This is a genomic window from Paenarthrobacter sp. PPS72, from assembly GCF_048537125.1.
GTDB lineage: Bacteria > Actinomycetota > Actinomycetes > Actinomycetales > Micrococcaceae > Arthrobacter > Arthrobacter nitroguajacolicus_E.
In genome coordinates this window covers 1-25,807 of sequence record NZ_JBLYIE010000025.1, presented here as the reverse complement: position 1 = coordinate 25,807, position 25,807 = coordinate 1, and the positions used below count along the sequence as shown (strand labels likewise).

The window sequence follows — 25,807 nt, the reverse complement described above, 5'->3', positions numbered from 1 at the left end:
TCGACTGACCCCGCGCCGCCGCGGGACACACGTTAGGAATTCACATGGCAACAGAGACAGTTGCGAAGCCCCGCACCAGCGTGCGCGTTGGTGTACAAAAGTTCGGCACCTTCCTGTCCGGCATGATCATGCCCAACATCGGCGCCTTCATCGCCTGGGGCCTCATCACGGCCCTCTTCATCGAGAAGGGCTGGTTTCCAGTCGCTGAACTGGGCGGTTTCGGCACCAATGCCGAAGGTGATCCCAACGGGGGCATCGTCGGCCCCATGGTCACGTATCTCCTTCCAATCCTGATCGCGTATACGGGCGGCCGGATGGTTTACGACGTCCGAGGCGGCGTGGTGGGCGCTATCGCAACCATGGGCGTCATCGCAGGCACGGATGCGCCAATGTTCATCGGCGCCATGATCATGGGCCCGCTGGGTGCCTGGACCATGAAGAAGATCGATTCCCTATGGGACGGAAAGATCCGCCCAGGCTTCGAGATGCTGGTCAACAACTTCTCCGCCGGTATTTGGGGCGCGCTGTTGGCATTGGGCGGCTTCTACGGACTTTCCTGGGTTGTCCAGCGTTTCACTGACGGCGCCGGCGCCGTGGTGGGCTTCCTGGTCAACAACGGCCTGCTGCCGCTGACCAGCATCTTCATTGAGCCGGCCAAGGTCCTCTTCCTCAACAACGCCATCAACCACGGCGTGCTGACCCCGTTGGGCATCCAGCAGTCGCTGGAACAGGGCAAATCCATCCTGTTCCTGCTCGAAGCCAACCCCGGCCCGGGCCTCGGCATCCTGCTCGCCTACATGTTCTTCGGACGCGGCGCCGCCAAGGCTTCGGCCCCCGGTGCAGCGATCATCCACTTCCTCGGTGGTATCCACGAGATCTACTTCCCGTACGTCCTGATGAAGCCGGTCCTGATCCTCGCTGCAATCGGCGGCGGCATGACGGGCATCGCAACCCTCGCCATCACCAACTCCGGCCTCGTGGCTCCTGCCGCTCCGGGTTCCATCATTGCGGTGCTCGCGCAGACATCCCGTGACAGTTACGTGGGCGTGATTCTTGCGGTCATCCTGGCCACCGCCGTCTCCTTCCTCATCGCTGCGGTCATCCTGCGCACGTCCAAGAACAAGGGCGAGGACGATCTCTCAGCTGCTACGTCACGCATGGAGGCCATGAAGGGCAAGAAGAGCTCAGTCTCCTCCGCATTGACTGGCGACCGTGCCGCCCAGGCCGGCACCGTCCTCACCCGCCCGGTCCGGAACATCGTGTTCGCTTGCGACGCCGGCATGGGTTCAAGTGCCATGGGTGCCTCGGTCCTGCGCAACAAGATCAAGGCCGCCGGCTTTCCGGAGGTCAAGGTCACCAACTCGGCCATCGCCAACCTTGACGACACCTTTGATGTGGTGGTCACGCACCAGGACCTCACTGAACGCGCCCAGCCGAGGACGGCCAGCGCCGTTCACTACTCGGTGGACAACTTCATGAACAGCCCCAAGTACGACGAAATCGTTGACTTGGTCCGCAGCAGCAACAGCGAAGGCGCGGCTTCAGGCACGACGGCGGAATCCACCGCCGGCGACCAGCCCGCTGCCGCTGTAACCACCACAGCAACCGCAGCCCATGGTGCGCACGCCGCTGAGCCGGCCGCCGCAACAGACAGTCAAGTAGCAGGCGGTCAAGTGGCAGGCGGTCAAGTGGCAGGTAAAGGTGTCCTGCTCCGCGAAAGCGTGATCCTGAACGGAACTGCAACGGACCGTGACGCGGCGATCGACGAGGCCGGAAAGCTCCTGCTGGACCGCGGCGCCGTGGATGTCAGCTACGTCCACGCCATGCACGAGCGCGAGGAATCCGTGTCCACATACATGGGCAGCTTCCTGGCCATCCCGCACGGGACCAACGATGCCAAGGAACACATCAACCACTCGGCCGTGTCCATTATCCGCTACCCCCAGGGAATCGACTGGGGCGGCAAGCAAGTGAAGTTCGTGGTCGGCGTCGCTGGCCTCAACAATGAGCACCTCCACATCCTGTCCTCCATCGCGAAGATCTTCACCAACAAGGCACAGGTTGCCCAGCTGGAAGAAGCCACCACGGTTGATGAAGTCCTGGAGCTGTTCGGAAAGGTCAACGCATAGTGAAGGCAGTCCATTTTGGGGCCGGCAACATTGGGCGTGGCTTCGTGGGGCTGCTGCTGCACGAGGCCGGCTATGAGGTGGTGTTCGCGGACGTTGCGGATGCGCTGATCAGCCAGCTCGCATCGGCCAGCAGCTACGACGTCCATGAGGTGGGCGAGAGCCCGGCGGTCAAGACCGTCACCGGTTTCCGTGCTTTCAACTCGGGTTCGCAGGAAGCCGCCGTTGTGGAGGAAATCTCGACGGCGGATGTGGTCACCACTGCTGTGGGGCCGCACATCCTGAAGTTCGTAGCGCCGGTGATCGCCCGTGGGTTGGCCGCCCGGCCCACGGAGTTGCCGCCCCTTCAGGTCATGGCCTGCGAGAACGCCATCAATGCCACGGACCTCCTGCACACGGAGATCCGTGCGGCTTGGGACGATTCCGCCGGGGACCTCGACGCGGTGGCGGTTTTCGCCAACACGGCGGTGGACCGCATTGTCCCCAACCAGGCGCCGGGCCAGGGGCTGGATGTCACAGTGGAGACCTTCTACGAGTGGGTCATTGATCGCACGCCGTTTGACGGCAACGCGCCGGTGATCCCGGGTGCCACTTTCGTGGACGAGCTTGGCCCGTACATCGAGCGCAAGTTGTTCACCGTGAACACCGGCCACGCATCGGCGGCGTATTTCGGTTACCAGGCCGGGTTGGAGAAAATTTCCGATGCCATGGCTGATCAGGCCGTGGCTGCGAAGGTCCGGGCCGTGCTGGAGGAAACCAAGGAACTGCTGGTAGCCAAACATGGGTTCATTGAGGCCGAGCAGGAAGCGTACGTGCAGAAGATCCTGTCGCGCTTCACCAACCCGCACTTGCCGGATACCGTGAACCGCGTGGGCCGGGCGCCCTTGCGGAAGCTGAGCCGGCACGAGCGTTTTGTCGGTCCTGCCGCAGAGTTGGCCGAGCGCGGCGTAACACCCGCGGCCCTCCTTGAAGCGATGTCGGCAGCACTCCGTTTCGACGACGGCAACGACGACGAAGCCGTGGAGCTCGCCAACTTGCTGTCCGAACTGGACGCAGCTGCCGCCGTCGAACGCATTACGGAACTGACGGCGTCGCACCCGCTGTTCCCGGCCCTCCAGAAGCTCGTAGAGGATCGGCAAGCCGAGGGGTAAAGCAGCAGCCGAATGTCATAAAGGCTCTCCAGCGGGAGAAAAACACGTGACTTCAGTCACAAATACCCGCTGGAGAGCCTTTCGGTTTTGAAGTTAGCCTCACCTTACTAATAGAGTCAAACAGTAATTAGGCAACAGATCTATGACTTATTAGTGAGCGGAGCACCGGCGTGAAAAAGAGGCTGTCCAGCTACATTGGGGCATTGGCTGCAGGCGCTGCCTTGCTGACCGTTACGGCGTGTGGAGGCGGGGCAACGGCGTCTTCGCAGCCCGAGGAAGCCAGCACCATCACCATTGAGCACGCCCAGGGGTCCACGGCCAACGTTCCCGTGAACCCGGCCAAGGTTGTCACGTTCGACCTCGGCGTTTTGGACACCATGAACGCGCTCGGCGTCGAGCCCACCGGTGTTCCCGAGGCCAGCTACCCGGAGGCACTGAAGAAGTTCTCCGACGCCAAGTACGCCAAGGTCGGCTCGCTCAAGGAGCCGGACTTCGAAGCCGTCAGCTCCGCGGCTCCTGACCTCATCATCGTCTCCGGCCGCACGGCCGGCGCCTACGAGGAACTGAGCAAGATCGCCCCCACCATCGATCTCTCCGTTGATGCTGCCAAGCCGATGGAAAGCTTCAAGGCCCAGACCGAGAAGCTCGGCAGGATTTTCAAGAAGGAAGACGAGGTCGCTTCCAAGCTTGCTGAGGTGGACAAGACGGTCGCGGACACCAAGACCAAGGCTGCTTCGGCCGGCAAGGGCCTGATCGTCCTGACCTCCGGTGGCGAAGTCACAGCGTACGGCGCAGGCTCACGCTTTGGCATCATCCACGACGTCCTGGGCGTTCCCACCGCCGCCGATGTCAAGACCGAGGGATCCCACGGTGAGGCCGTTTCCTTCGAATACATCAAGGACACCAATCCGGACATCCTCTACGTCATCAACCGCGACACGGCTGTGGGCACCGCTGGCTCCACCGCCAACCCGATCCTGGACAACGAGCTCGTGAAGTCCACCAACGCCGCCAAGAACAACAAGATCGTCAACCTCGATCCTGCCGGCTGGTACATCGTTGGCTACGGCCTGAACAACGTCCAGGCCATGGTCACGGCAGTGGCCGACTCCGTCGCCTGACCAACCGCTTCAGCTGAAAACCTGACGTGACAACTACAGCCGTGCGCCCCACGGCCTCAGCGAGCCGCAACCGGACTGGCGAAACCGCCCGCCTGGTTGCGGCTGCTGCCGTTGTGCTGGTGGTCGCAGTCGGCAGTATTTTCGTCGGGGTCAGCGATGTTTCGCTGCCCGCCTTGCTGGCGAACGACGCCGGCGCCTGGGAAATCTTCTGGGTCTCCCGGGTGCCGCGCACTGTGGCCGTTGTCCTGGCTGGCATGGCCGTAGCCGTTGCCGGGTTGATCATGCAGCTCATGGCCCGAAACCGCTTTGTTGAACCGTCCACCGTGGGCACAGTTGAGTCAGCGACGCTGGGGATCCTGGTGGTCACGGTGCTGGCCCCGGACTCGCCGATCCTCACCAAAATGCTGGTGGCTTCTGTGTTCGCCGTACTGGGCACCGCCCTGTTTTTGGCGATTCTCCGTAGGCTTCCGGCCCGCAATACCCTGCTCATTCCGCTGGTGGGCATCATGCTGGGTGGCATTATTGCTGCTGTCACCACGTTCTTTGCCTACCGCTTCGACCTGCTGCAGACGCTCAGCAACTGGATGATCGGCGACTTCTCCGGCGTGCTGCGCGGGCGGTACGAACTGCTGTGGATCGTGGCGGTCCTGGTGCTGGTGGGACTGTTTGCTGCTGACCGGTTCACTGTGGCCGGAATGGGCCCGGATTTCACCACCAACCTGGGCCTCAACTACGCCCGCACTATGCGGCTCGGCCTGATGATCGTTTCTTTGATCTCGGCTGTGGTGGTCACCACTGTGGGGGCCGTGCCGTTCCTCGGCCTGGTGGTCCCGAATATCGTTTCCCTGCTGTTCGGGGACAATCTCCGCCGGGCTGTTCCTTGGACCGCGCTTTTTGGATCCGCGTTCGTGCTGGTCTGCGACATCATCGGCCGCACCATCCGATTCCCCTACGAGGTTCCAGTGGGCATGGTCATGTCAGTGCTTGGAGCCATCCTCTTCCTCTTCCTGCTCCTGAGGAAACGCAATGCCTGAAACTTCCGTGACTCCTGAATCCGTGACGCCGGGCGCTCCCGGCCCTCCTGTTGCCAGACCACCCCGTTGGTCCGGGCCAGCACGCTGGAGGGACGCCATCCGAAGAACCCCGCCGGGATTGGTGATCGCAATTTTGGCGATTGCCGCCGTCGTGCTTGTTGCTGTTTTCCTGACAATAGACCTCAAGGGCAACATCGCTTATGTGCTGCCGCGGCGGGTCATCAAGGTGTCCGCGATGCTGCTGGTGGCCGTGGCCGTGGGTGTATCCACGCTGCTGTTCCAAACTGTGACGGCCAACCGGATCCTGACGCCGTCCATCATGGGCTTCGATTCCCTGTACATCCTGGTGCAAACCGCGTTGGCGTTCGTGGCAGGTGCTGCGACGCTCGCAACGGCGCCGTCCACGCTGAAGTTCGCTGTGGAGATCCTGCTGATGGTGGGGTTCAGTGCGTTCCTGTACCGGTGGATGTTCACCGGTGCCACGCGGTCGCTGCATCTGCTGTTGCTCGTGGGGATTGTCCTGGGGACGTTGTTCCGCGGTTTTTCCTCGCTCCTGCAGCGGCTGATGGAACCGAGCGAATTCATCATCCTGCAGGACTTGTTCTTCGCCAGCTTCAACAATGTGGACCCGGGGCTGCTGGGTGTCTCCGCTGTATTGATTGCTTTGGTGTGCGCCGGTGTGTGGCGCATGCGGCACACACTTGATGTCCTGGCGCTGGGCCGCGAAGTGGCCATCAATGTGGGCGTCGATCACAAGCGCGTAGTGATGCGGGTATTGCTGGCCTGCTCGTTGCTGGTGGCCATTTCGACTGCACTGGTGGGTCCGGTAACGTTCTTCGGGCTCCTGGTGGTCAGCCTTGGATATCAACTTTGCCGTGGGTTCCGGCATGCGTGGCTGCTGCCGATCGTGGTGCTGATCGGTGCGATTGCACTGGTGGGGGGCCAGTTGTTGCTGGAACGAGTGTTCGGCTTTGCCACTGCACTTAGCGTCATCATCGAGTTCACGGGCGGCATCCTCTTCCTTTACCTGTTGCTGAAAGGCTCACTCAAATGATTACCGTCCGCAACGTGACCAAGCGCTACGGCGGCACCACCGTGCTGGACGACGTGTCCTGCGAGATTCCCCGTGGCGGCATCACCTCCATCATCGGTCCCAATGGTGCGGGCAAGTCCACACTTCTTTCCCTGATCAGCCGCCTGCAGCCCATGGATGCCGGGGGAGTTTCCGTCGCCGGTCTGGACGTCACCGCGACGCCCAGCAAGGAACTGGCCAAGACCATGGCCATCCTTCGGCAGGAAAACCACCTGACCATGCGGCTTACTGTCCGGGACCTCGTGGCGTTCGGACGTTTCCCGCATAGCGGTGGCCGGCCCACTGTTGAGGACCTTGAGCACGTGGACGAGGCCATTCGTCAGCTGGATCTCACGTCAATGGCGGACAAGTTCGTGGACGAGCTCTCCGGTGGCCAACGCCAGCGTGCCTATATTGCGATGGTCCTGGCGCAGGATACTGAGTACCTGCTTCTGGATGAGCCTCTTAACAACCTGGACATGAAGCACTCCGTGGAAATGATGCGGCTGCTGCGGCGGTTGTCGGACGAGCTCGGGAAGACCATCGTGCTGGTGGTCCACGACATCAACTTCGCGTCCTGCTATTCGGATACCATCCTGGCCATGAAAAACGGCCGGCTCATCCATCAGGGCACGCCCTCGGACATCATGCGTGCGGGGATGCTGTACGACGTTTACGACATCGATATCCGCATCGAGGAAATCGACGGTAACCGCATTGGCGTGTACTTCGCCTGACGCTCCGGTCACACGCTTCCGCAAACACGCTTCCGCAAACACGCTTCCGCAAACACGCTTCCGCAAACACGTTTCCGCAAACACGTTTCGGCAAACATCAGCAACCTTACTTTCAAGGAAAAAGGCTGCTACTTTGGCAGCATCGCTGATGTGGATCGCCGGACCGGACCGTGGCCCGGCAGCGGAAAACAGGAGGTATCTTCAGTGAACGACACCCCTCAGCACAATGAACTGCCTTTGGCTGATTATGATCACATCCCCAGTGGAACCTTGCCGTCCCGGATCTCAGGCTTGGACCAGGGAGGAATCGAGCAACTCCTCAGCTACGAGCGGGCCCATGGCAACAGGCTCCCCGTCGTCCAGATCCTGGAGCACCGGCTTGATGCGCTCAAGAACGGCGCTGAGCCCAGCGGGACCACTTCGCCCAGCACTCCCGAGGTCAGCCGGACCAGTACGGGTTCACCCGTCAGCCCCGCAACGTCCGGCCCGCCCATCAACCCGCCGTCCCAGGGCGTTCCCACCAATCCGGCCCAGCCGCGGTGATGTGAAGTCGAGGGTGTGAATTAAAGTGCGACGTCGGCACCCAGGCCGGGTGCCGACGTCGTTCTCCATCTGTTGTTGGAGGCTAGCGTGCTGCGGCGGTTTCGCCTTCGGCCATCGCCTTCCATTCGGCCACGCGGGCCTGGTGCAGGGGTGACTTGCGGACCACTGCGTAGGCGACGCCGAGGATGGCGAACCAGATGGGCGTCACCAGCAGCGCGGTGAGCGTATCCGGCTGCGTGGTCAACGCCCATACGAGGAACGCGAAGAACGCGAACACCACCCACACCATGGGGATACCGCCGGGCATCTTGAACGGTGAGGCCGCGTGCTGCTCGGGGCGGCGTTTACGGTAAACGAGGTAGCTGGCCAGGATGATGGACCAGACGAACATGAAGCAGACGGCGGACACGGTGGTCACCATGTCGAATGCCACGCCAACGTCCTTGCCCGCGTAGAGAAGCGCGACGCCGGCCAGCAACAGGACGCACGAAAGGAACAGTGCGTTCTGGGGTACTTTGCGGCTGGAGAGGCGGCCGAAGAGCTTGGGGGCGTCGCCGTCGTGGGCAAGGCCGTACACCATGCGGGAGGTGGAGTAGATGCCCGAGTTGGCCGACGACATGGCTGAAGTGAGGACCACGAGGTTGACCACTGTAGCTGCCATGCCGAGGCCTGCCAGCGAGAACATGGCGATGAATGGGCTTTGGCCTGCCTTGAACTCAGTCCACGGTGTGACGGACATGAGGATGATGAGGGCTCCTACGTAGAAGAGCATGACGCGCAAGGGGATGGCGTTGATGGCGCGGGGGAGGTTGTGCTCCGGATTCTTGGTTTCGGCGGCGGCGGTGCCCACCAATTCGATGCCCACGAACGCAAAGACGGCGATCTGGAAACCGGCCACGAAACCCATGAATTCCTTGGGGAAGAAACCGCCGTGGCTCCAGAGATTGGTGAAGCTCGCGGTGCCTGCGTTGGACTGGAAGCCGGTGAAGATCATCACCAGGCCAACGACGATCAGTGCCACGATGGCCACGATCTTGATGAGGGCGAACCAGAACTCGGTCTCACCGAACGCCTTCACGGTGGGCAGGTTCAGGAGCAGGAGGATGATGATGGTGGCGATGCCCGGGATCCAGAGTTGGATTCCCGGCCAGAGTTCATTGGCGTAGCCAGCGATTGCAATGACATCCGCCACGCCGGTGACTACCCAGCAGAACCAATAGGTCCACCCGGTGAAGAAGCCTGCCCAAGGGCCCAGGAGGTCGCCCGCGAAGTCGCTGAAGGACTTGTAGTTCAGGTTGGAAAGCAGCAACTGGCCCATCGCCCGCATGACGAAGAACAGCATGAAGCCGATGATCATGTACACGAAGATTACGGAGGGGCCGGCGACGGAGATGGTCTTGCCGGAACCCATGAAAAGGCCGGTTCCGATTGCGCCGCCGATTGCCAGGAGCTGGATGTGGCGGTTGCTGAGCGAGCGTGACAGGTGGGGCTCGCTGTCCCTGCTGGAGACGTGGAGCTTCCCCTGTGTTGTCTGATCGGACATTAGTTCAAGAACCCTTCGAAGGACCCGCCACAATGGTGACGGCCGTTACAAATCTGTTCGATAAAGCTATAGCTAATGTCTGATCAATGGCGAATCGGTCGGCATGGCGAAAGCTCCCCTTGTGGAAAAGAGGAGCTCAAGCCGTTGTTTGGTGCTGCTTTGGCACTGCTTCAGTACTGCCTCAGTACTAGGCGATCTGGCGTTTGTAGGCCGCCGTCGCAAAGGCGTAGGAGACAACCAGGATCCCAAGGCACCACGCCAAGGCTACCCAGATGTCGCCGCCCACGGGACGCTGCGCGAACAGGTCCTGGATGGTGTTCACGATTGACGTGACCGGCTGGTTTTCAGCGAACCAACGCACCGGGCCCGGCATGGTCTCCGTAGGGACGAAGGCCGAGCTGATGAAGGGCAGGAAGATCAGCGGGTAGGAGAATCCTCCTGCGCCGTCCACGGATTTCGCCGAGAGGCCCGCGATAATTGCGATCCATGTCAGCGCCAAGGTGAAGAGAGCCAGAATACCGGCGACAGCCAGCCAGTCCAGCACGTTGGCCGAGGTGCGGAAACCCATGAGAAGCGCCACGAGGACGATGATCACCAGGGAGAGGCCGTTGGCCACCAGCGAAGTGAGCACATGGGCCCACAGAACCGATGACCGGGCGATCGGCATGGACTGGAACCGCTCGAAGATCCCGCTTTGCATGTCGGTAAACAGGCGGACTGCCGTGTAGGCGATCCCTGAGGCGATCGCAATCAGCATGATGCCCGGGAGCAGGTAGTTTACGTAGTTCCCGGTATCGGTCCTGATGGCCCCGCCGAACACGTAGACGAACAGCAGCATCAGGGCAATCGGGGTGATGGCGGTGGTGATGATGGTGTCAACGCTGCGGAAGATGTGCCGCATGGAACGGCCCAGCAGGACCGAGGTGTCTGCGAAGAAATGGGTGCTCATGACCTGTCCCTTACTGACTCATTGTTACTGGTGCCTGTGCCTACGAGCGCCAGGAAGATGTCCTCCAGGCTCGGCTGCTTCTCCACGTATTCGATCTTGGCCGGCGGCAGCAACTGCTTGAGCTCTGCCAGGGTACCGTTGGCGATGATGCGGCCCTCATGGAGGATGGCGATGCGGTCCGCGAGTTGCTCGGCTTCGTCCAGGTACTGTGTGGTGAGCAGGACCGTGGTCCCTTGCTTGGCGAGATTCTTGACGATCTGCCACACCTCCAGCCGGGCTTCAGGATCAAGGCCGGTAGTCGGCTCGTCCAGGAAGATCACCTTCGGATTGCCGATCAAACTCATCGCTATATCCAGGCGCCGACGCATGCCGCCGGAGTACGTCGCCACCTTGCGGGACCCTGCCTCGGTGAGGCTGAACTGAGCCAGCAGTTCGTCTGCGATTGCACCCGGATTCTTCAAGTGACGCAGCTTCGCCACCAGGATCAGGTTCTCCTTGCCGGTCAGGACTTCATCCACTGCCGCGAACTGCCCCGTCAGGCTGATGGACTGCCTCACTTGGAGCGACTCAGAGGCAACATCAAAGCCTTCGACGGCGGCCGAGCCGGCGTCCGCTTTCAGCAGCGTGGACAGGATCTTCACCATAGTGGTCTTGCCCGCGCCATTGGAGCCCAACAGGGCAAAGATACTGCCACGCGCGACTTCAAAGTCCACTCCCCGGAGTACGTGGAGATCCTTGTAGGACTTTTCGATGCCCTTTACTTGTATTGCCGCAGCAGTCATGATTCCGCTTCCTTAGCCTTGTCGATTGCCTTGTTCAGGCGCTCGCGTTCCTTGTCGATCCAGCGCTTGCCGCCGTAGGCCTGGGCGAAGGTCTCGGCGAATTCGATGGGATCTTCGCCCACCATTTCGGTCACCGGCGTGCCTTCAATCGCAGCCCTTTCCCACAGGTCTGCCAAGTCGGTGAACATCTGCACCATGGTGTCGCCCTCAGTGACGCCGCCGTAGTACATCAGGTACCTGTTGAAGGCGGTCGCTACGGTGAGGTACGGCTCAGGAAGTGCGTCCAGCCGTGCTTTGGCCTGCTTGTACTGCTTCTTCTGCTCGAGTGATCCGGTGACCAGTTCGATCCATTTCGCTGTCATGGTTACTTTCCTTCCTTGCGGAGCTCTTCAATCCGTCCGGACAAGAAGCTCCAGGTGTTCCAGAATTCGTTCAGTTCTTTTTCGCCCTGTGCGTTGAGCGTGTACACCTTGCGGGGCGGCCCTTTTTCGGACGGACGCTTCTCAACGTCCACCAGCCCCTTTTGCTCGATCCTGACCAGCAGCGCGTACACGGTGCCTTCCGCGATCTCGGTGAATCCTTGCTCCCGGAGCAGCGTGGTGATCTCGTATCCGTACGCTGCCTTTCCGGTCAGGAGGGCTAGAACAATGCCCTCCAATGTGCCTTTGAGCATCTCTGTCATTTGCTTGCCCATCGGACACCTCCCTCGCTACTCAGTATTACTAGCTACCACTACATAGTAGAACTAAGTACCGGTACTTAGCAATACTGAGTTCCGGGTTTCTGTGCCCGGACTGGCATGCTGGGGTGGTGACTACTCAGTACGGTGCCGTTCCCGCTTTGTTTACTGCCGCCGTCGAACGCGGGACCTTCACCCTCAGGCGCGCTCTCAAGGGCGACCTGCCGCGAATCCTTGCGATGCTGGCGGACGACCAGCTTGGCGCCACCCGGGAAAGCGTCGAAGATTTGGCGCCCTACGAACGGGCTTTTGACGCGATCGACGCCGACCCGGCCCACCTTCTGGTGGTGGGCGAACTCGACGGCGATGTTGTGGCTACGTTCCAGCTCAGCTACCTCCCGGGGCTGTCGCGCAAGGGGTCCTGGCGTGCGCAGATCGAGGCGGTGCGGGTGTCCGACGTGCTGCGGGGTCAGGGTGTTGGGGCTCTGATGATCCAGTGGGCCATCGATCAGGCCCGGGAGCGGGGTTGTTCCCTGGTGCAGCTCACCACGGACAAATCCCGGGTAGCGGCGCATCGCTTCTATGAGCGGCTGGGGTTCGTCGCAAGCCATGAAGGGATGAAGCTGACGCTATAGGAGGGCGACTTCTCCCTGTTGTCCACATAGGGAGATTCTGCTCTTACGGGGCACATGGCCCGCTGCAAGAGTTGGGTCATGGAGAAGATTCGAGAGCGGCGAGGGGTTGATGGGGGTTCCCTTGCTGTCCGGGTCGGGTCGCGGCCCGACGGCTCCCAGCCAGTTGTTCCTGAGGTCATTGCGCTGCTGAGGACCGTGCGCCTTGGTTCTTCCAGCGTTCAGCTGATTGATCAGCTGCGTGGATTGGAGGACCTGAAGTCTGCTGTTGCAGGTGTCCAGGCTCGGGCCGCGGTGGCTTTGGACCTGGTGCAACGGCGGGAGCAATCGGCTGCTGGTGTTGGCTCTTCGGAGCAGGGGCAAAGTGTCGCCGCTCAAGTTGCATTGGCCCGGCGGGAGTCACCCAACAGCGGCTCCCGTCTCCTTGGATTCGCGAAGGCGGTGGTCGTGGAGATGCCACGCACCATGGCTGCGTTGGAATCCGGCCAGCTCAATGAATGGCGCGCCACGTTGCTCGTGAAAGAGACGGCCTGCCTCTCCCTGGAAGATCGGCGCGCCGTCGACGAGGAACTTGCACCTGACATGGGCACCTTTGAGGGGGCGGGCGACAAAGCCATTATTGCGGCCGCGAAAGCCGCCGCCTACAGGCGCGATCCCCGTTCCGTTGCCCAGCGCGCCAGTCATGCAGCCACCGAGCGAACAGTGAGCCTGCGGCCGGCGCCGGATGCGATGACGTATCTGACCGCACTGCTTCCTGTCGCCCATGGGGTAGCTGTCTATGCCGCGCTGACGCGCAAGGCGGACTCTGCGCGGGCTGGTGGGGACTCTCGGAACCGGGGTCAGGTTATGGCAGATACCCTCGTCGAACGTATCACCGGCCGTCGCGGCGGCATCAGTGGTGTCGACCTCCAACTCGTCATGACGGACCGCACACTGTTGCAGGGGGATAGCGAGCCGGCCCGACTCAAAGGCTATGGAATAGTCCCGGCGGCGTGGGCGAGAGCCCTGGTCGGCGCCGGAGAGGTTGTTGCCGACGAACCTCGTGGGATGAATCAGGGAACAGGCACTGTGCAGAATCCGGAATTCACGGTGTGGCTTCGCCGGCTCTTTACAGCGCCGTCCACAGGGGAGCTCATCACCATGGACTCCAAAGCCCGGCTTTTTCCGCCGAGGTTGCGGCGATTTATCGAAGTCCGGGACGATACCTGCCGCACGCCCTACTGCGACGCCCCCATCAGGCATATCGATCATGTTGTCCCTTGGCATACAGGTGGCGCTACCACCGTGAGCAACGGTGCGGGGCTCTGCGAAGCTTGCAACCACACCAAGGAAAACCTTGGTTGGACGACAAAGCAGCTGTTGGAAGACGTCCATACCCTGGAGGTCAGCACACCTACCGGGCATAACTACACATCCAAAGCCCGGCCGCTGCCCGGCCATCCGCGCAGGCCGCCCTCACCGATCAAAGCTTGACTATTAGATACCCTAACTATTAGGGTACCTAAGTATGAGCTCTTTTGATCCCCGGCTGCTTGGTCTCGCACAGGAATTTCGCGAGTCGCTGCGACTCGGCGTGTACATGTTTCGCCGCCTCGACCCCGAAGGCGACCTTACTGCCGCGCAGCTCAGCCTGCTGTCCATGATTTCCGACGGCGGCCTCCGCGTGGGCGATATCGCCAAGAACCTCGGTATCAAGGTCCCCAGCGCCACGGAGCAGATCATCAAGCTCGAGCGTACTGGCCTGGTCACCCGCCAGCCTGACCCTGACGATTCGAGGGCCGTGCAGGTGGCCATCACCCAAGCCGGTACGGCAGCCGTCGAGTTCGCCAATCAACGGCGCAACGCCATGGTGGCCGAATTGCTTCAACAACTCAGCAGCGACGAGATTGAGCACCTTGCCGCCGCGTTGCCTGTGATCGCCAAGCTCAACAGCTCGTTCCAGAGCTAGGAAGCCAGCACCGTTCAGAAGACCAGCACTGTTCAGAACACCAGCACCAACAAGGAGCAATTGAATGTCACGCCAGTTGGCTGACGCTTCAGCAAGCGCCGAAACAACCATCGAAACCACTCTGGAAGCGGAGAAAACGTCCTTCCTCAAACAGCCAATGGCGGTGTGGGCGACTGCGCTCGCGGCCGTCTTCGCATTCATGGGGATTGGGCTGGTGGACCCGATCCTGCCCGCGATTGCAACGAACCTTGAGGCATCCACCAGTGAAGTTTCGCTGCTGTTCACCAGCTACTTCCTGGTGACGGCCATAGCGATGTTGATCAGTGGATTCGTGTCCTCAAGGGTCGGTGGAAAGAAGACCCTGCTGATTGGTTTGTCGATCATCGTGGTGTTCGCGTCGTTGTCCGGTCTCTCCGGCAGTGTTGAGCAACTCGTGGGCTTCAGGGCAGGCTGGGGTCTCGGAAATGCCTTGTTTGTGGCTACCGCCTTGGCAGTGATCGTAGGCGTAGCCAGTGGCGGAACGGGCACGGCCATCATTCTTTATGAAGCCGCCCTCGGTTTGGGTATCTCGCTCGGACCCCTGCTTGGCGCTCTCCTGGGCGGCTGGCAGTGGCGCGCACCGTTTTTCGGTACCGCAGTGCTCATGGCCGCGGCCTTCATCGCACTGCTTGCGTTGTTGCCCAAAACACCCGCTCCGGCGGAGAAGTCCCGTCTGCGGGATCCGTTGCTGGCCCTCGGGCACAAAGGCCTGCGCACCACTGCAGCCAGTGCGCTGTTCTACAACTATGGCTTCTTCACCATCCTCGCCTTCACGCCCTTCATCCTGGGCATGGACGCCTACGGAATCGGGGGAGTGTTCTTCGGATGGGGAGTAGCTGTTGCCGTATTCTCGGTCTTCGTTGCTCCCGTGCTGCAAAAGCGGTTCGGAGCGGTGAAGGTCCTGACAGGTACGTTGGCTGTCCTCATGCTGGACCTCATCGGGCTGGGACTGGCCGCCGGGCACTCGGTGAGCGCCGTCGTCGTGCTTGTCATCGTGGCTGGTGCTTTGCTGGGCATCAACAACACCGTTTACACGGAACTTGCCATGGGTGTTTCTGATTCACCGCGTCCCATCGCCTCTGCCGGCTATAACTTCGTGCGCTGGATGGGCGGCGCGCTGGCCCCCTCTGCGGCAGCCCAGTTGGGTGAGCACTTCGGCCCGCAGGTGCCGTTCTTTGCTGGTGCCGTGTCCATGGTTATCGCCATCTTCATTGCCCTTGGTGGCCGGGCATACCTGAAATCGCACGATCCACACTTGGTCTAACCGGTTACGGAGACACAAAAAGCCCGGCGGAACTGAACTGGTCCAGAACCTGCCGGGCTTTTTAGTGCGCTACTTTGCTTCGTCCGAAGTGACCGGGAGCGGCGCTACTGGTGCACCCTTTGGAACGAACAATGTTTCAGCCTGCTCCAGGGACATGCCGTTCGTCTCGGGAACCTTGAACATCACGAAGAAGAACGACGCCGCCGCGAACGCCGCGTACATGGCGTAGGTCAGCGGCAGCGAACCTGCCGCCATGATGGGGAAGCTGAGCGTGATGGCGAAGTTCGCGATCCACTGCGCAGCGGCTGCCAGGCCAAGGGCCCGGGCGCGGATGCGGGACGGGAAGATCTCACCCAGCAGTACCCACACGAGGGGACCCCACGAGGCGCCAAAGCTGATGACAAAAACGTTGGCGGCGATGAGGGCAACCGGACCCCAAGCGCCCGGGAGGCTGATCTCGGAACCTGTGCCAACTGCGGAGGAGAACGCCAGTGCCATGACACCGAGGGATGCAGCCATGCCAATGGAGCCGGTCAGGAGGATGGGGCGGCGGCCGATCCGGTCCACCAGCGCGATGGCAACCAAGGTCACCAGGATGTTCGTGACGGACGTTGCGACGGAGATCGTCAGGGAGTCCTTTTCCTGGAACCCGACCGCCTTCCACAAAGTGGTGGAGTAGTAGAAGATCACGTTGATGCCAACGAACTGCTGCAGCACGGACAGGATGATGCCGATCCAGACCACCGGCAGCAGGCCAAACCTGTTGCCGCGGAGCGAGCCCTTCTTGGTGGAGAGCTTTTCCTCCTGGATGGATTCCCGGATTTCGCGGATGTGGCGTTCGATGTCGCCGCCGGGAATGAGCTTGGTGAAGACGGTGCGGGCTTGGTCTTCCTTGCCATTGAGCACCAGGAAATGGGGGGACTCAGGCAAGCGGAAGGCGATCCAGCCGTACACGGCGGCGGGAAGGGCGCAGGCGATAAACATCCAGCGCCAGGCTTCAATGCCCAACCACAACACGCCGCCGGCCCCGCCGGCCGAATTGGCGAGCACCGCATCCGAAAGGAGCGCTGCGAAGATGCCAGTGGTGATGGCGAGCTGCTGAAGTGACGCCAAACGCCCGCGTACGTGGCGCGGGGAAATCTCGGAGATGTACGCCGGGGCTATAACGGAGGCAAGGCCGATGCCCAGGCCGCCGACCAGTCGCCAGAAGATGAGGTCCCAAACGCCGAATGCAAGGCCGGTTCCCACTGCGCTTACCAGGAAGAGCAGTGCGCCGATCTTCATGGCGGGAATTCGTCCGTAGCGGTCGGCTATCTTGCCGGCGAAATAGGCGCCGGCGGCACAGCCCAACAACGCCACAGCTACGGCAAAACCGGTCAGTGCCTCACTCATGACGAATTCGTCAGCCATCGCATCCACGGCACCGTTGACCACGGACGAATCGAAGCCGAAGAGGAAGCCGCCCACGGCGCCGGCAACGGCCAGGCCGATCACCTTCCGGGAAACTGGGGGCGCGCCTTCTTCGGTGCTGGGACTGGACATGGGTCTCCCTTGGGAAATGGTGGTGTGGGATCGCGGTGCGGGACGTCGTCGGCTGTCCGACGGGGACGCCGGTGCACTCGCGCTACACAGTGTGGCACGTCATATCCACCAAGTTCCAGTCAAGTGACGGACGCTACATGCATTCAGCTTCTTAACGCAAAGGCGCATGTCTGGTCGCTGAGAGTTCCCTGAAAGGCCCTGCCCGGGTCGGGAGGGCGTCCGCCTGCGCAGTGGCCAGCCCAATTGAGTCCACTAATTGAACGCAAGAACGGTGGTGTGCGGCCAGTGTTGCACGCAAGCCAAGTGCCGCCGTCGTTAGCTGTTGAAGGCTTTACGCGAGGTTAGGAGAACTCCTTCAGCGCTTCGGTCAGAAGGTTTCCCGGCGAACCAAGGCGTGTGTGCACGCCGTGGGCGGCAATGAGTTCACCGGCGATGACCACCTGCGTCACATCGCTGCCGGTCGCACTGAAAGCCAGCTGCAGGGGTTGGGAACCTGCAGTCCGGGTGGAATCGGGATCGATGACCATGAGGTCGCAGATTGCACCCACCTGCAGGGCTGAGGCGGCAATGGGCGTGGCCATGGATCGCGCCGCGCCCTCGGAAGCAGCCCGCAGCAGTTCCCCGGGCGAGAACCTTCCGCGTTGTCCACTGCCCAGCCGCTCCCCGTGTTCCAAGGTGCGCATTTCGATCCAAGGATCTATTACTGCATGCTGATCCGTGCCCAGAGCGATGGTGGCTCCGGCGTCGCAAAGTTCACGGGCAGGGCCAATCCCGTCAGCGAGGTCGGCTTCCGTGCTGGGGCACATCACCACGGTGGTGGACGCTCCGCCCAGCAAGGAGATGTCGTCCTGGGTCAGATGCGTGGAATGCACGGCTGAAAGCCGGGAGGAAAGGAGGCCGTGGCGTTCCAAAAGACCCGTTGGCGTGGTGCCGTAGGCCTGGATGCAGGCCTGGTTCTCGGCAGGTTGTTCGCTGAGGTGGATGTGAAGGGGAATGTCCCGGGGTAGGTGCTTGGCAACAATCTCCAGTGCTTGTTCCGGCACAGCCCGGACGGAGTGAAGGGCAGCGCCGACGCCCACCATCTCCGGCGGAAACTCCAGCGCTATCGCTGCCCGCAGGGAGGCCAGCCGATCCAGCCACGCCTGTGCGTCGGGGTCTCCGAACCTTGCCTGCTCCGGGCTGAGCGCTGTGTCGATTCCGCCCGCGAGATACAAAGTGTCCAAAAGCGTGAGGCGGATTCCTGCGGCCATTGCAGCCCGCGCAAGGGCCAATTCCATGGCATGGGGCTCCGTATAGGGCGTACCGTCCGGTTGGTGATGGACGTAATGGAACTCGGCCACGCTGCTGAAACCTGCCACCACCATCTCAGCGAACACGGCAGTGGCGAGTTTCTGGTACTTCTCCGGCGTCAGCTCCGACGCGCTCCGGTACATCTGCTCCCGCCACACCCAGAAGTCTCCGCGCCCATCGTGCGTCCTTCCGCGGAGGATCCTGTGGAAAGCATGCGAGTGCGCGTTGGCAGCCGCAGGGAAGACGACGCCCGTGAGTCTCGTGTCCCCGGGTTGGGGCCCCGCACCTCTCTCGATGAAGGAGATGCGGCCGTCCACGGTCTCCACGCGCACGCCCGTAGCTGCCTCCGTAAGGGCCGGCCCGCCGTTGCCAACGCCGTCGCTTCTGCCGCTGTCGCCCGCGATGATGGCCGTCTCACACCAGAACGCGCTCATAGGAGTCCTTCCACAACATCAGCCAAGGCAATAGCGCCCGCAGAGGCGTCCTCGTCGGCTACGTATTCCTCGGGTGAGTGGGAGATCCCGCTGGGATTGCGGACAAATAGCATCGCCGATGGCACGTAGCCGGCCAGCACTCCGGCATCATGCCCTGCGCCGGTTGCCAGCACGGGGGCTCCAGGCAAGAGGTCGTTGATGCGACGGCTCAGGCCTGCATCAAAATGCACGGTGTCGCTGTAGGACTCTTCCGTGAGGGTTGCGGTGCATCCCTCTGCCGCCGCTGTGTCCCGGGCTGCCCGGTAAATCGCCTCGATGAGTTGGGCGGTTACTGCGTCATCGGGATGGCGGGCGTCCAGCCAAAGATCAACACGCGAAGCGATGACGTTGGTTCCGCCGGGGACGGGCGTCAGGCGGCCTACTGTCGCTCTGGCGTCGGGCTGCTTGGCGGCCGTGTCGCGTACGGCGAGAATGATCTGCGCCGCTGCGACCATGGGGTCGGAGCGGTCTGCCATGAGCGTGGTGCCGGCATGGTTTCCTTGGCCACTGACACTGATTTTCCAACGACCGTGACCCAGAATTGAACTTCCTACAGCTATGGCAGGGCCGTCCTGTCCCAGTCCCTTGCCCTGTTCGACATGCAGCTCGATGAATTCGCCAATGCGCGCCATGGCTTCTGGATCCGGACCTATGTGACGAGGATCCAAGCCATTGGCGCCGGCGATGTCGGCGAACGAGTCGCCATTGATGTCCCGCAGGTTCAGGGCCTTGTGGACGTCGATCGCGCCCGTGAGGAGCCGGGAGCCCAGGCAGGCCACGCCAAAGCGGGAACCTTCTTCCTCCGGGAACACAGTGACGGCGAGGGAGCGCGCGGGCTGTACTCCGCGGGCCTTAAGGATATCGACGGCGGCCAACGCGGAAGCGACGCCGAGCGGGCCGTCAAACGCACCTCCACCCGGGACCGAATCCAGATGGCTTCCGGTGACAAGGGCGCCATCCTGGGGCTTGCCCCACCACGCCCAGATAAGCCCGTTCCGATCTGTTTCCACCTCGAGGCCGCGCTGCTGGGCTTGCTCGATGAACCATTGCCTGAGGTCGATTTCGGGAGTCGTATAGACGGCCCTGGAGTAACCTCCGCGGACCGCATCGCGGCCCACATCCTGGATTGAGGCTAGGAGCTGATTGACGGGTTCCACGTTTTCCTCCGATTGAAGACTGCCACCAAGTAAAAACCAGTTGTCACCACATGACAAGGGCTGATCGAACTATTTACACGGCGGAAACAGACCCGCATCGATGAAAGGGCATCATTGCGTCTCATAGCAGCAAACCTCCGCAATGTTCCGGAAGGGTCTTGCCATTTAATGAAACTTCGTTTTTACTGAATGGCAAGAACGTTGTGATGTGGACCACGGAAAGCGAAGGTGTGTAATGGCTGACTCCTCCACCCGGACAGTAGAGAGGGCGCTAGCGCTCTTGGGGGCAGTTTGTTCGGAAGGAGCCATTGCGCTGAGCGATGCGGCCAGGGTTGCGGACCTCTCACCAAGCACAGCGCTTCGCCTGCTCCGCACCCTTGAAGGAAGCGGCTTCGTCTCAAGAGACGACGGCGGCAACTTCCGTCCGGGGGCCAGCATCATCCAGCTTGGCGCACTCGCGCTCGGCAAAGAATCACTCGTCTCGTTGTGCACGCCGGCGATGAAGCGCCTCGTGGCGACAACGCGCGAATCCTGCTATCTCAGCATTCCCGGTGTTGGGGACACGGGAATCTACATCGCGATCGTTGAGGGAACTCATTCGATCAGGCACTCCAGCTGGGTTGGGCGGAGCATCCCGCTCGAAGGCACAGCCTCCGGCCAAGTACTCAAGGGCGAACAACCCGAGCGTGGCTTTGCCGTGGTGCGCAGCGGTGTGGAGGACGACGTTACGGCAATCGCCGCGCCGGTGGTCATGGGAGGACGGACAGTGGCTTCGCTGAGCATTGTGGTTCCCAGCTACCGCGTGGACGAACTGAAGGCCCTCAAGATAGGCCAGCAACTGGTGGAGGAAGCTGACAACATCCTCAGCCTGAACACCGAAAACCATGAGCTACCCCAGGAAAGCATGGAAGCAAAATGATCAAGTTTGAAAATGTCACCAAGGCCTACCCTGACGGCACGGTGGCAGTCGACGGCCTCAACCTGGAGGCCCCCACCGGAAAGCTCACCATTCTTGTTGGTCCTTCCGGCTGCGGCAAGACCACCTCACTGAGGATGATCAACCGCCTCATCGAACCCACCAGCGGCACCATCTACCTGGATGATCAGCCCACCTCCGGGATGGACGCAGCGTTGCTCCGCCGGAGGATCGGCTACGTCATCCAGCACGCAGGGCTCTTCCCGCACAAGACAATCGTGGACAACGTCTCCACCATGCCTCTCCTGCTCGGCGAAAGCCGGCAAAAAGCCAGGACCAAGGCGCTCGAACTGATGGAACGCGTTGGATTGCCCGCGAGCTTCGCCAAGCGTTATCCCTGGCAGCTCTCCGGCGGCCAGCAGCAGCGCGTGGGTGTTGCCCGTGCGCTCGCATCGGACCCGGCATTCATGCTGATGGATGAGCCCTTCAGTGCAGTGGACCCGGTAGTACGCGCGCAGCTGCAGGAAGAGTTCCTTCGCCTGCAGCGCGAGATCGGCAAGACCATCATCATGGTCACCCACGACATCGATGAAGCCCTCAAACTCGGTGACCAGGTTGCCGTGATGCGCGTCGGCGGCAAGCTGGCACAGATGGCGTCACCGTCCGAGTTGCTGACCGCGCCTGCAGATGAGTTCGTTGCCGACTTTGTGGGCCGTGACCGTGGCTACCGTTCGCTTGGCTTTACCAAGACCGCGGGCGCCGTGGCTATCGGCGAAGAAGCTGCTGTTCAGCTGGGTGCCTCCGCTGACGAGGCCCGCGCCAAGGCACTGGGTGCTTGGGTGTTGGTGGTCGACGGCGGCAGGAAGCCTCTCGGATGGGCTCAGCCGGAGCTTCTCAACGGTGAGGTGAAGCGTGAAAACCTGAACCTCAGCGGCATCCCGGCCGCAGCTTCAGGAACCATGCGCCAACTGCTTGATGCCGCCCTCTCCTCGCCCAGCCGGCGGGGTGTGGTTGTCAACGAACACGGCGAATTGATCGGTACCGTGTCCGCAACAGACGTGGTCAAGGCCATCGAGGCCGAACCACACTTGGAGACGATCTGATGAACTTCGAGTGGCTGGGCCGCCAGTTCGACAACATTGTGTTCCTGCTCGGTTGGCATGTCCTGCTGGCCGTTACCCCGCTGATCCTGGGGCTGCTCATCGCATTGCCCTTGGGTTGGTGGGCTCACCGGAGCCGCCGCATCTACCCACTTTTGGTGGGTCTTGCGGGCCTGCTCTACACCGTGCCGTCCCTGGCGCTCTTCGTGCTCCTTCCGCTGGTCCTGGGCACCAAGATCCTGGACCCGCTGAACATCGTGGCCGCACTCACCATCTACACCGTGGCCCTGCTGGTCCGGGTGGTGGCGGATGCCCTCGATTCCGTTCCCGAGGACACCGTCCAGGCAGCCAAAGCCATGGGCTACCGTGGCTACCAGAGCCTCCTGAAAGTTGAACTTCCTGTGGGTGTCCCGGTGATTTGCGCAGGTTTGCGCGTCGCCGCCGTCTCCAACGTCAGTCTCGTATCCGTTGCCGCCCTGCTGGGCATCCCGCAGCTCGGTTCGCTGTTCACGCAAGGCTTCCAGCTCCGCTTTTACACCCCGATCATCGCCGGCATTGTGCTCTGTGTGGTCCTGGCCATGGTCCTGGACGGGATCATCATCCTCATCAACCGGTGGCTGACACCGTGGACCCCCAAGGTGGTGGCATCGTGAACTACTTATTCGACCCCGCGCATTGGAGCGGCGCAGACGGCATCCCAACCCTGATTGCTGAGCATCTCCTGTACTCGCTTATTGCCCTGGTAATCGCGGCCATCATCGCCGTACCTCTGGGAATCTACATCGGGGTGACAGGCAAAGGCGTGTTCATGATCGCCGGCCTTGCCAACGCCCTCCGCGCACTTCCCAGCGTGGGTTTGTTGATCCTGCTGGTCCTGCTCATCTCGCCCGCCTTCCCGTCCCGTATGGGCTACGTTCTGCCCAGCCTTATCGTGCTGGTGCTTCTGGCAGTTCCGCCCATCCTGACCAACACCTACGCCGGCGTGCGAGCAGTGGATGCTGCCGCCGTCGACGCCGCCAAAGGCATGGGCTTCCGCACTATGAAGATCCTCACGGACGTCCAGCTCCCGTGTTCTCTGCCGCTGGTTTTGTCCGGCGTCCGCAGCGCACTGTTGCAAATCATCTCTACTGCGACGATCGCCGCATACATTTCGCTTGGCGGCTTGGGCCGCCTCCTGATCGACGGCAAGGCCCAGAACGACTACGGCCAAATGGTCGCCGGCGCCGTCCTGGTCGCCTTGCTGGCACTGTTCTTCGACCAGCTTCTCGCTTTCATCACCCGCCGCGTTGTCTCACCCGGATTGACGCGTCGCACCATCAAGTCGGCCGCTGTGACCGAACCCGTGAAGACCCCCGTCACGGTCTAACCAACACCGGCGCCGGTTATTCGGCGCAAGATTCACCTCCACCCCACCCCCATCTGGCCGCTGCATGCCCTGCAGCACCCACCCCAGGAGAGTTGACATGAAGAAGTACCTCACCGGATTCACCCTGGCAGCCGTTGCTGCCATCACCCTGAGCGCCTGTGGCGGCGGGGATCCCATGAGCTCGTCCAACACAGCCGCAGCAGGTACCTCGGGCGACAGCATCATTGTCGGTTCCGCGGACTTCCCCGAGAGCCAGCTGATCGCGAAAATCTACGCCGAAGCCCTCAAGGCCAAGGGCGTCGAAGTCACCGAGAAGCCGAGCATCGGCAGCCGCGAGGTCACCATCCCCGCACTCAAGGACGGCTCCATCGACCTCATGCCCGAATACGGTGGCGCGCTCCTCCAGTACCTGGACTCCGGCACCAAGGCTGTTTCTTCCGAGGACGTTGCCAAAGAGTTGACCACAAAGGTCCCGGCCGGCCTGACTGCTTTGACTGCTTCCGAAGCGGAGGACAAGGACGTCCTCACCGTCAAGAAGGAAATCGCCGATCAGTACAAGCTGAAGACCATCGAAGACCTCCAGCCCGTTGCCAAGGAACTCGTGTTGGGCGGCCCGCCGGAGTGGAAGACCCGCCTCAACGGCGTTGCCGGCCTGAAGTCCGTTTACAACCTTGAGTTCAAAGAATTTTCAGCGCTCGACGCCGGTGGGCCGCTCACGCTGAACGCCCTTCTTTCCGGCCAGGTACAGGTTGCCGATCTCTTCAGCACCGATCCGGCCCTGGCCGAGAACAACCTCGTGGCATTGGAAGACAACAAGAACCTCTTCCTGTCCGAGAATATCGTGCCTGTCATCAACGAGAAGAAGGCAACGGAGACCGTCAAGGAAACTCTGGACAAGGTCTCCGCTGCCCTGACCACGGAAGACCTCATCAAAATGAACGGCCGCGTGGCCAAGTTCGAGGACATCGGCGAAATCGCCAAGGAATGGCTCAAGACCAAGAACCTGGGCTAATCCCTGCTGGTTCATGTTGCTGGTTGCTTTAGAGGAGTAAAGAATGACTGCCGATTTCACTTCTGGTGCCCGTCCGGTTAAGGCCGCGCGGGGTACTGAGCTTACTGCCAAGTCGTGGCAGACCGAGGCGCCGTTGCGCATGTTGATGAACAATCTGGATCCTGAGGTTGCTGAGCGTCCTGATGATTTGGTGGTTTATGGCGGTACGGGTCGTGCTGTCCGTTCTTGGGCTGCGTTTGATGCGATTACCCGGACGTTGGAGTCCATGGAGAAGGACGAGACGCTGCTGGTGCAGTCGGGTAAGCCGGTGGGTGTGTTCCGTACTCATGAGTGGGCGCCCAGGGTTCTCCTGGCGAACTCCAATCTGGTGGGGGATTGGGCGACGTGGCCTGAGTTCCGCCGGCTCGAGGCCGAGGGTTTGATGATGTACGGGCAGATGACGGCCGGGTCCTGGATTTACATCGGCACTCAGGGCATCTTGCAGGGCACCTACGAGACTTTCGCTGCGGTGGGGAACAAGTTGGCTGCTGAGGGTCGTCACCCGGCGCCTGCCGCTGATGGTTCCACCGAGGGCCCGCTGGCCGGGACCGTGACTTTGACTGGTGGTTGCGGTGGCATGGGCGGTGCGCAGCCGTTGGCTGTAACGTTGAACGACGGGGCGTGTTTGATCGTTGACGTCGACGAGACAAGGCTGCGCCGCCGCGTCGGGAAGCGGTACTTGGACGAGGTCGAAACCGATCTGGATGCTGCAATCAAGAAGGTTCAGGCCGCTAAGGACGAGCGTCGTGGCTGGTCGGTGGGGTATGTGGGTAACGCCGCTGAGGTGTTCCCGGAACTGCTGGCCCGGCACAGGGCCGGGGAAGTGACCTTTGATGTGGTCACGGACCAGACAAGCGCGCATGATCCGTTGAGCTACTTGCCTGAGGGCATCACCGTTGCGGAGTGGCACGCGGAGGCTGAGGCGGATCCGGAAGGGTTTACCAAGAAGGCGCAGGCGTCCATGGCCCGTCAGGTCCAGGCGATGGTGGAGTTCCAGGACGCCGGGGCTGAGGTGTTTGATTACGGCAACTCGATCCGTGATGAGGCACGTAAGGGCGGGTACGAGCGGGCGTTTGAGTTCCCGGGTTTCGTCCCGGCGTACATCCGCCCTCTGTTCTGCGAGGGCCTTGGCCCGTTCCGTTGGGTCGCGTTGTCCGGGGATCCGGAAGACATCGCCGTGACGGATGCGGCGATCAAGGAGTTGTTCCCGGAGAACAAGCACCTGCACAAGTGGCTGGACGCTGCTGCGGACCGGGTGGAATTCGAAGGGCTGCCGGCCCGTATTTGCTGGC

At 61.7% G+C, this 25,807-nt stretch carries 25 protein-coding genes; 17 read left to right on the top strand and 8 right to left on the bottom strand.

What is annotated here, in order from left to right; translation table 11 throughout:
- Positions 1 to 44 precede the first annotated feature (44 nt).
- The 7 genes from ACLRGI_RS12685 (at position 45) to ACLRGI_RS12655 (ending at position 7,784) form a co-directional block, all read left to right on the top strand.
- On the top strand, positions 45 to 2,129 hold the full coding sequence (locus ACLRGI_RS12685) for a PTS mannitol transporter subunit IICBA (protein ID WP_419202002.1): 2,085 nt from the start codon (positions 45 to 47) through the stop codon (positions 2,127 to 2,129).
- Positions 2,129 to 3,277 carry a mannitol-1-phosphate 5-dehydrogenase gene (locus ACLRGI_RS12680; protein WP_419202001.1) on the top strand — a complete coding sequence of 383 codons (1,149 nt, stop codon included), beginning with the start codon at positions 2,129 to 2,131 and terminating at the stop codon, positions 3,275 to 3,277. The genes ACLRGI_RS12685 and ACLRGI_RS12680 overlap by 1 nt, the downstream gene beginning before the upstream one ends.
- Positions 3,278 to 3,447: 170 nt before the next feature.
- On the top strand, positions 3,448 to 4,398 hold the full coding sequence (locus tag ACLRGI_RS12675) for a siderophore ABC transporter substrate-binding protein (protein WP_419202000.1): 951 nt from the start codon (positions 3,448 to 3,450) through the stop codon (positions 4,396 to 4,398).
- A 26-nt stretch (positions 4,399 to 4,424) separates the two neighbouring features.
- Positions 4,425 to 5,432 (top strand): ABC transporter permease, encoded by a 1,008-nt coding sequence (locus ACLRGI_RS12670; RefSeq protein WP_419201999.1) that lies wholly within the window; start codon positions 4,425 to 4,427, stop codon positions 5,430 to 5,432.
- Entirely contained in the window at positions 5,425 to 6,486 is a 1,062-nt protein-coding gene (locus ACLRGI_RS12665) for an iron chelate uptake ABC transporter family permease subunit (RefSeq protein WP_419201998.1), read from the top strand. The genes ACLRGI_RS12670 and ACLRGI_RS12665 overlap by 8 nt, the downstream gene beginning before the upstream one ends.
- Positions 6,483 to 7,241: an iron ABC transporter ATP-binding protein gene (locus ACLRGI_RS12660; RefSeq protein WP_419201997.1), complete on the top strand. Its 759-nt coding sequence runs from the start codon at positions 6,483 to 6,485 to the stop codon at positions 7,239 to 7,241. The genes ACLRGI_RS12665 and ACLRGI_RS12660 overlap by 4 nt, the downstream gene beginning before the upstream one ends.
- A gap of 204 nt (positions 7,242 to 7,445) precedes the next feature.
- Positions 7,446 to 7,784 (top strand): DUF8129 domain-containing protein, encoded by a 339-nt coding sequence (locus tag ACLRGI_RS12655; protein WP_419201996.1) that lies wholly within the window; start codon positions 7,446 to 7,448, stop codon positions 7,782 to 7,784.
- A gap of 82 nt (positions 7,785 to 7,866) precedes the next feature.
- Here the strand turns inward: ACLRGI_RS12655 and cycA are convergent, their stop codons facing one another.
- The 5 genes from cycA to ACLRGI_RS12630 all read right to left on the bottom strand — a co-directional run bounded on the left by cycA (position 7,867) and on the right by ACLRGI_RS12630 (position 11,752).
- The gene (gene cycA / locus ACLRGI_RS12650) at positions 7,867 to 9,327 is read right to left on the bottom strand and encodes a D-serine/D-alanine/glycine transporter (RefSeq protein ID WP_419201995.1); all 1,461 of its coding nucleotides are present in this window, start codon (positions 9,325 to 9,327) and stop codon (positions 7,867 to 7,869) included.
- Between the two features lie 187 nt (positions 9,328 to 9,514).
- Complete coding sequence (locus tag ACLRGI_RS12645; protein WP_419201994.1) at positions 9,515 to 10,276, bottom strand: ABC transporter permease; 762 nt, start codon at positions 10,274 to 10,276, stop codon at positions 9,515 to 9,517.
- Positions 10,273 to 11,058: an ABC transporter ATP-binding protein gene (locus ACLRGI_RS12640; RefSeq protein ID WP_419201993.1), complete on the bottom strand. Its 786-nt coding sequence runs from the start codon at positions 11,056 to 11,058 to the stop codon at positions 10,273 to 10,275. The genes ACLRGI_RS12645 and ACLRGI_RS12640 overlap by 4 nt, the downstream gene beginning before the upstream one ends.
- Positions 11,055 to 11,420: a DUF1048 domain-containing protein gene (locus ACLRGI_RS12635; RefSeq protein WP_419201992.1), complete on the bottom strand. Its 366-nt coding sequence runs from the start codon at positions 11,418 to 11,420 to the stop codon at positions 11,055 to 11,057. The genes ACLRGI_RS12640 and ACLRGI_RS12635 overlap by 4 nt, the downstream gene beginning before the upstream one ends.
- 2 nt (positions 11,421 to 11,422) lie before the next feature.
- Complete coding sequence (locus ACLRGI_RS12630; protein ID WP_091463688.1) at positions 11,423 to 11,752, bottom strand: PadR family transcriptional regulator; 330 nt, start codon at positions 11,750 to 11,752, stop codon at positions 11,423 to 11,425.
- Positions 11,753 to 11,865: 113 nt separating this feature from the next.
- Here ACLRGI_RS12630 and ACLRGI_RS12625 point away from each other — a divergent pair, with 113 nt between their 5' ends.
- The 4 genes from ACLRGI_RS12625 (at position 11,866) to ACLRGI_RS12610 (ending at position 15,620) form a co-directional block, all read left to right on the top strand.
- Complete coding sequence (locus ACLRGI_RS12625; RefSeq protein WP_419201991.1) at positions 11,866 to 12,372, top strand: GNAT family N-acetyltransferase; 507 nt, start codon at positions 11,866 to 11,868, stop codon at positions 12,370 to 12,372.
- Between the two features lie 78 nt (positions 12,373 to 12,450).
- Positions 12,451 to 13,842 (top strand): HNH endonuclease, encoded by a 1,392-nt coding sequence (locus tag ACLRGI_RS12620; RefSeq protein WP_419201990.1) that lies wholly within the window; start codon positions 12,451 to 12,453, stop codon positions 13,840 to 13,842.
- 34 nt (positions 13,843 to 13,876) lie between these two features.
- Positions 13,877 to 14,317 carry a MarR family winged helix-turn-helix transcriptional regulator gene (locus ACLRGI_RS12615; protein ID WP_419201989.1) on the top strand — a complete coding sequence of 147 codons (441 nt, stop codon included), beginning with the start codon at positions 13,877 to 13,879 and terminating at the stop codon, positions 14,315 to 14,317.
- Positions 14,318 to 14,381: 64 nt separating this feature from the next.
- Entirely contained in the window at positions 14,382 to 15,620 is a 1,239-nt protein-coding gene (locus ACLRGI_RS12610; protein WP_419201988.1) for an MFS transporter, read from the top strand.
- Positions 15,621 to 15,689: 69 nt separating this feature from the next.
- Here ACLRGI_RS12610 and ACLRGI_RS12605 read toward each other — a convergent pair whose 3' ends face one another.
- From ACLRGI_RS12605 to ACLRGI_RS12595, 3 genes are all read right to left on the bottom strand, one after another.
- The gene (locus tag ACLRGI_RS12605) at positions 15,690 to 17,162 is read right to left on the bottom strand and encodes a sugar porter family MFS transporter (RefSeq protein WP_419201987.1); all 1,473 of its coding nucleotides are present in this window, start codon (positions 17,160 to 17,162) and stop codon (positions 15,690 to 15,692) included.
- Between the two features lie 341 nt (positions 17,163 to 17,503).
- Positions 17,504 to 18,886 (bottom strand): formimidoylglutamate deiminase, encoded by a 1,383-nt coding sequence (locus ACLRGI_RS12600; protein ID WP_419201986.1) that lies wholly within the window; start codon positions 18,884 to 18,886, stop codon positions 17,504 to 17,506.
- Positions 18,883 to 20,082, bottom strand: a complete 1,200-nt coding sequence (locus tag ACLRGI_RS12595; protein WP_419201985.1) for an allantoate amidohydrolase — start codon at positions 20,080 to 20,082, stop codon at positions 18,883 to 18,885. The genes ACLRGI_RS12600 and ACLRGI_RS12595 overlap by 4 nt, the downstream gene beginning before the upstream one ends.
- A 235-nt stretch (positions 20,083 to 20,317) precedes the next feature.
- Here ACLRGI_RS12595 and ACLRGI_RS12590 point away from each other — a divergent pair, with 235 nt between their 5' ends.
- The 6 genes from ACLRGI_RS12590 to hutU form a co-directional block, all read left to right on the top strand.
- Positions 20,318 to 21,001 (top strand): IclR family transcriptional regulator, encoded by a 684-nt coding sequence (locus ACLRGI_RS12590; RefSeq protein ID WP_419201984.1) that lies wholly within the window; start codon positions 20,318 to 20,320, stop codon positions 20,999 to 21,001.
- A complete protein-coding gene (locus ACLRGI_RS12585) occupies positions 20,998 to 22,101 on the top strand; it encodes an ATP-binding cassette domain-containing protein (RefSeq protein WP_419201983.1) in 1,104 nt (367 codons plus the stop codon). Before ACLRGI_RS12590 ends, ACLRGI_RS12585 begins: the two co-directional genes overlap by 4 nt.
- Positions 22,101 to 22,751, top strand: a complete 651-nt coding sequence (locus tag ACLRGI_RS12580; RefSeq protein ID WP_419201982.1) for an ABC transporter permease — start codon at positions 22,101 to 22,103, stop codon at positions 22,749 to 22,751. The genes ACLRGI_RS12585 and ACLRGI_RS12580 overlap by 1 nt, the downstream gene beginning before the upstream one ends.
- On the top strand, positions 22,748 to 23,464 hold the full coding sequence (locus ACLRGI_RS12575; protein ID WP_419201981.1) for an ABC transporter permease: 717 nt from the start codon (positions 22,748 to 22,750) through the stop codon (positions 23,462 to 23,464). The genes ACLRGI_RS12580 and ACLRGI_RS12575 overlap by 4 nt, the downstream gene beginning before the upstream one ends.
- Positions 23,465 to 23,561: 97 nt before the next feature.
- The gene (locus tag ACLRGI_RS12570) at positions 23,562 to 24,476 is read left to right on the top strand and encodes an ABC transporter substrate-binding protein (protein WP_419201980.1); all 915 of its coding nucleotides are present in this window, start codon (positions 23,562 to 23,564) and stop codon (positions 24,474 to 24,476) included.
- A gap of 43 nt (positions 24,477 to 24,519) precedes the next feature.
- A partial coding sequence (gene hutU, locus ACLRGI_RS12565; protein WP_419201979.1) for a urocanate hydratase occupies positions 24,520 to 25,807 on the top strand: 1,288 nt, incomplete at its 3' end.

Bases quoted from the DNA above. Each gene is read 5' to 3' on its own strand.
- ACLRGI_RS12685 (WP_419202002.1), top strand. From the start codon at position 45: ATGGCAACAGAGACAGTTGCGAAGCCCCGCACCAGCGTGCGCGTTGGT.
- ACLRGI_RS12665 (WP_419201998.1), top strand. From the start codon at position 5,425: ATGCCTGAAACTTCCGTGACTCCTGAATCCGTGACGCCGGGCGCTCCC.
- ACLRGI_RS12660 (WP_419201997.1), top strand. From the start codon at position 6,483: ATGATTACCGTCCGCAACGTGACCAAGCGCTACGGCGGCACCACCGTG.
- cycA (WP_419201995.1), bottom strand. From the start codon at position 9,327: ATGTCCGATCAGACAACACAGGGGAAGCTCCACGTCTCCAGCAGGGAC.
- ACLRGI_RS12645 (WP_419201994.1), bottom strand. From the start codon at position 10,276: ATGAGCACCCATTTCTTCGCAGACACCTCGGTCCTGCTGGGCCGTTCC.
- ACLRGI_RS12640 (WP_419201993.1), bottom strand. From the start codon at position 11,058: ATGACTGCTGCGGCAATACAAGTAAAGGGCATCGAAAAGTCCTACAAG.
- ACLRGI_RS12635 (WP_419201992.1), bottom strand. From the start codon at position 11,420: ATGACAGCGAAATGGATCGAACTGGTCACCGGATCACTCGAGCAGAAG.
- ACLRGI_RS12630 (WP_091463688.1), bottom strand. From the start codon at position 11,752: ATGGGCAAGCAAATGACAGAGATGCTCAAAGGCACATTGGAGGGCATT.
- ACLRGI_RS12620 (WP_419201990.1), top strand. From the start codon at position 12,451: ATGGAGAAGATTCGAGAGCGGCGAGGGGTTGATGGGGGTTCCCTTGCT.
- ACLRGI_RS12615 (WP_419201989.1), top strand. From the start codon at position 13,877: ATGAGCTCTTTTGATCCCCGGCTGCTTGGTCTCGCACAGGAATTTCGC.
- ACLRGI_RS12610 (WP_419201988.1), top strand. From the start codon at position 14,382: ATGTCACGCCAGTTGGCTGACGCTTCAGCAAGCGCCGAAACAACCATC.
- ACLRGI_RS12605 (WP_419201987.1), bottom strand. From the start codon at position 17,162: ATGTCCAGTCCCAGCACCGAAGAAGGCGCGCCCCCAGTTTCCCGGAAG.
- ACLRGI_RS12600 (WP_419201986.1), bottom strand. From the start codon at position 18,886: ATGAGCGCGTTCTGGTGTGAGACGGCCATCATCGCGGGCGACAGCGGC.
- ACLRGI_RS12590 (WP_419201984.1), top strand. From the start codon at position 20,318: ATGGCTGACTCCTCCACCCGGACAGTAGAGAGGGCGCTAGCGCTCTTG.
- ACLRGI_RS12585 (WP_419201983.1), top strand. From the start codon at position 20,998: ATGATCAAGTTTGAAAATGTCACCAAGGCCTACCCTGACGGCACGGTG.
- ACLRGI_RS12580 (WP_419201982.1), top strand. From the start codon at position 22,101: ATGAACTTCGAGTGGCTGGGCCGCCAGTTCGACAACATTGTGTTCCTG.
- ACLRGI_RS12570 (WP_419201980.1), top strand. From the start codon at position 23,562: ATGAAGAAGTACCTCACCGGATTCACCCTGGCAGCCGTTGCTGCCATC.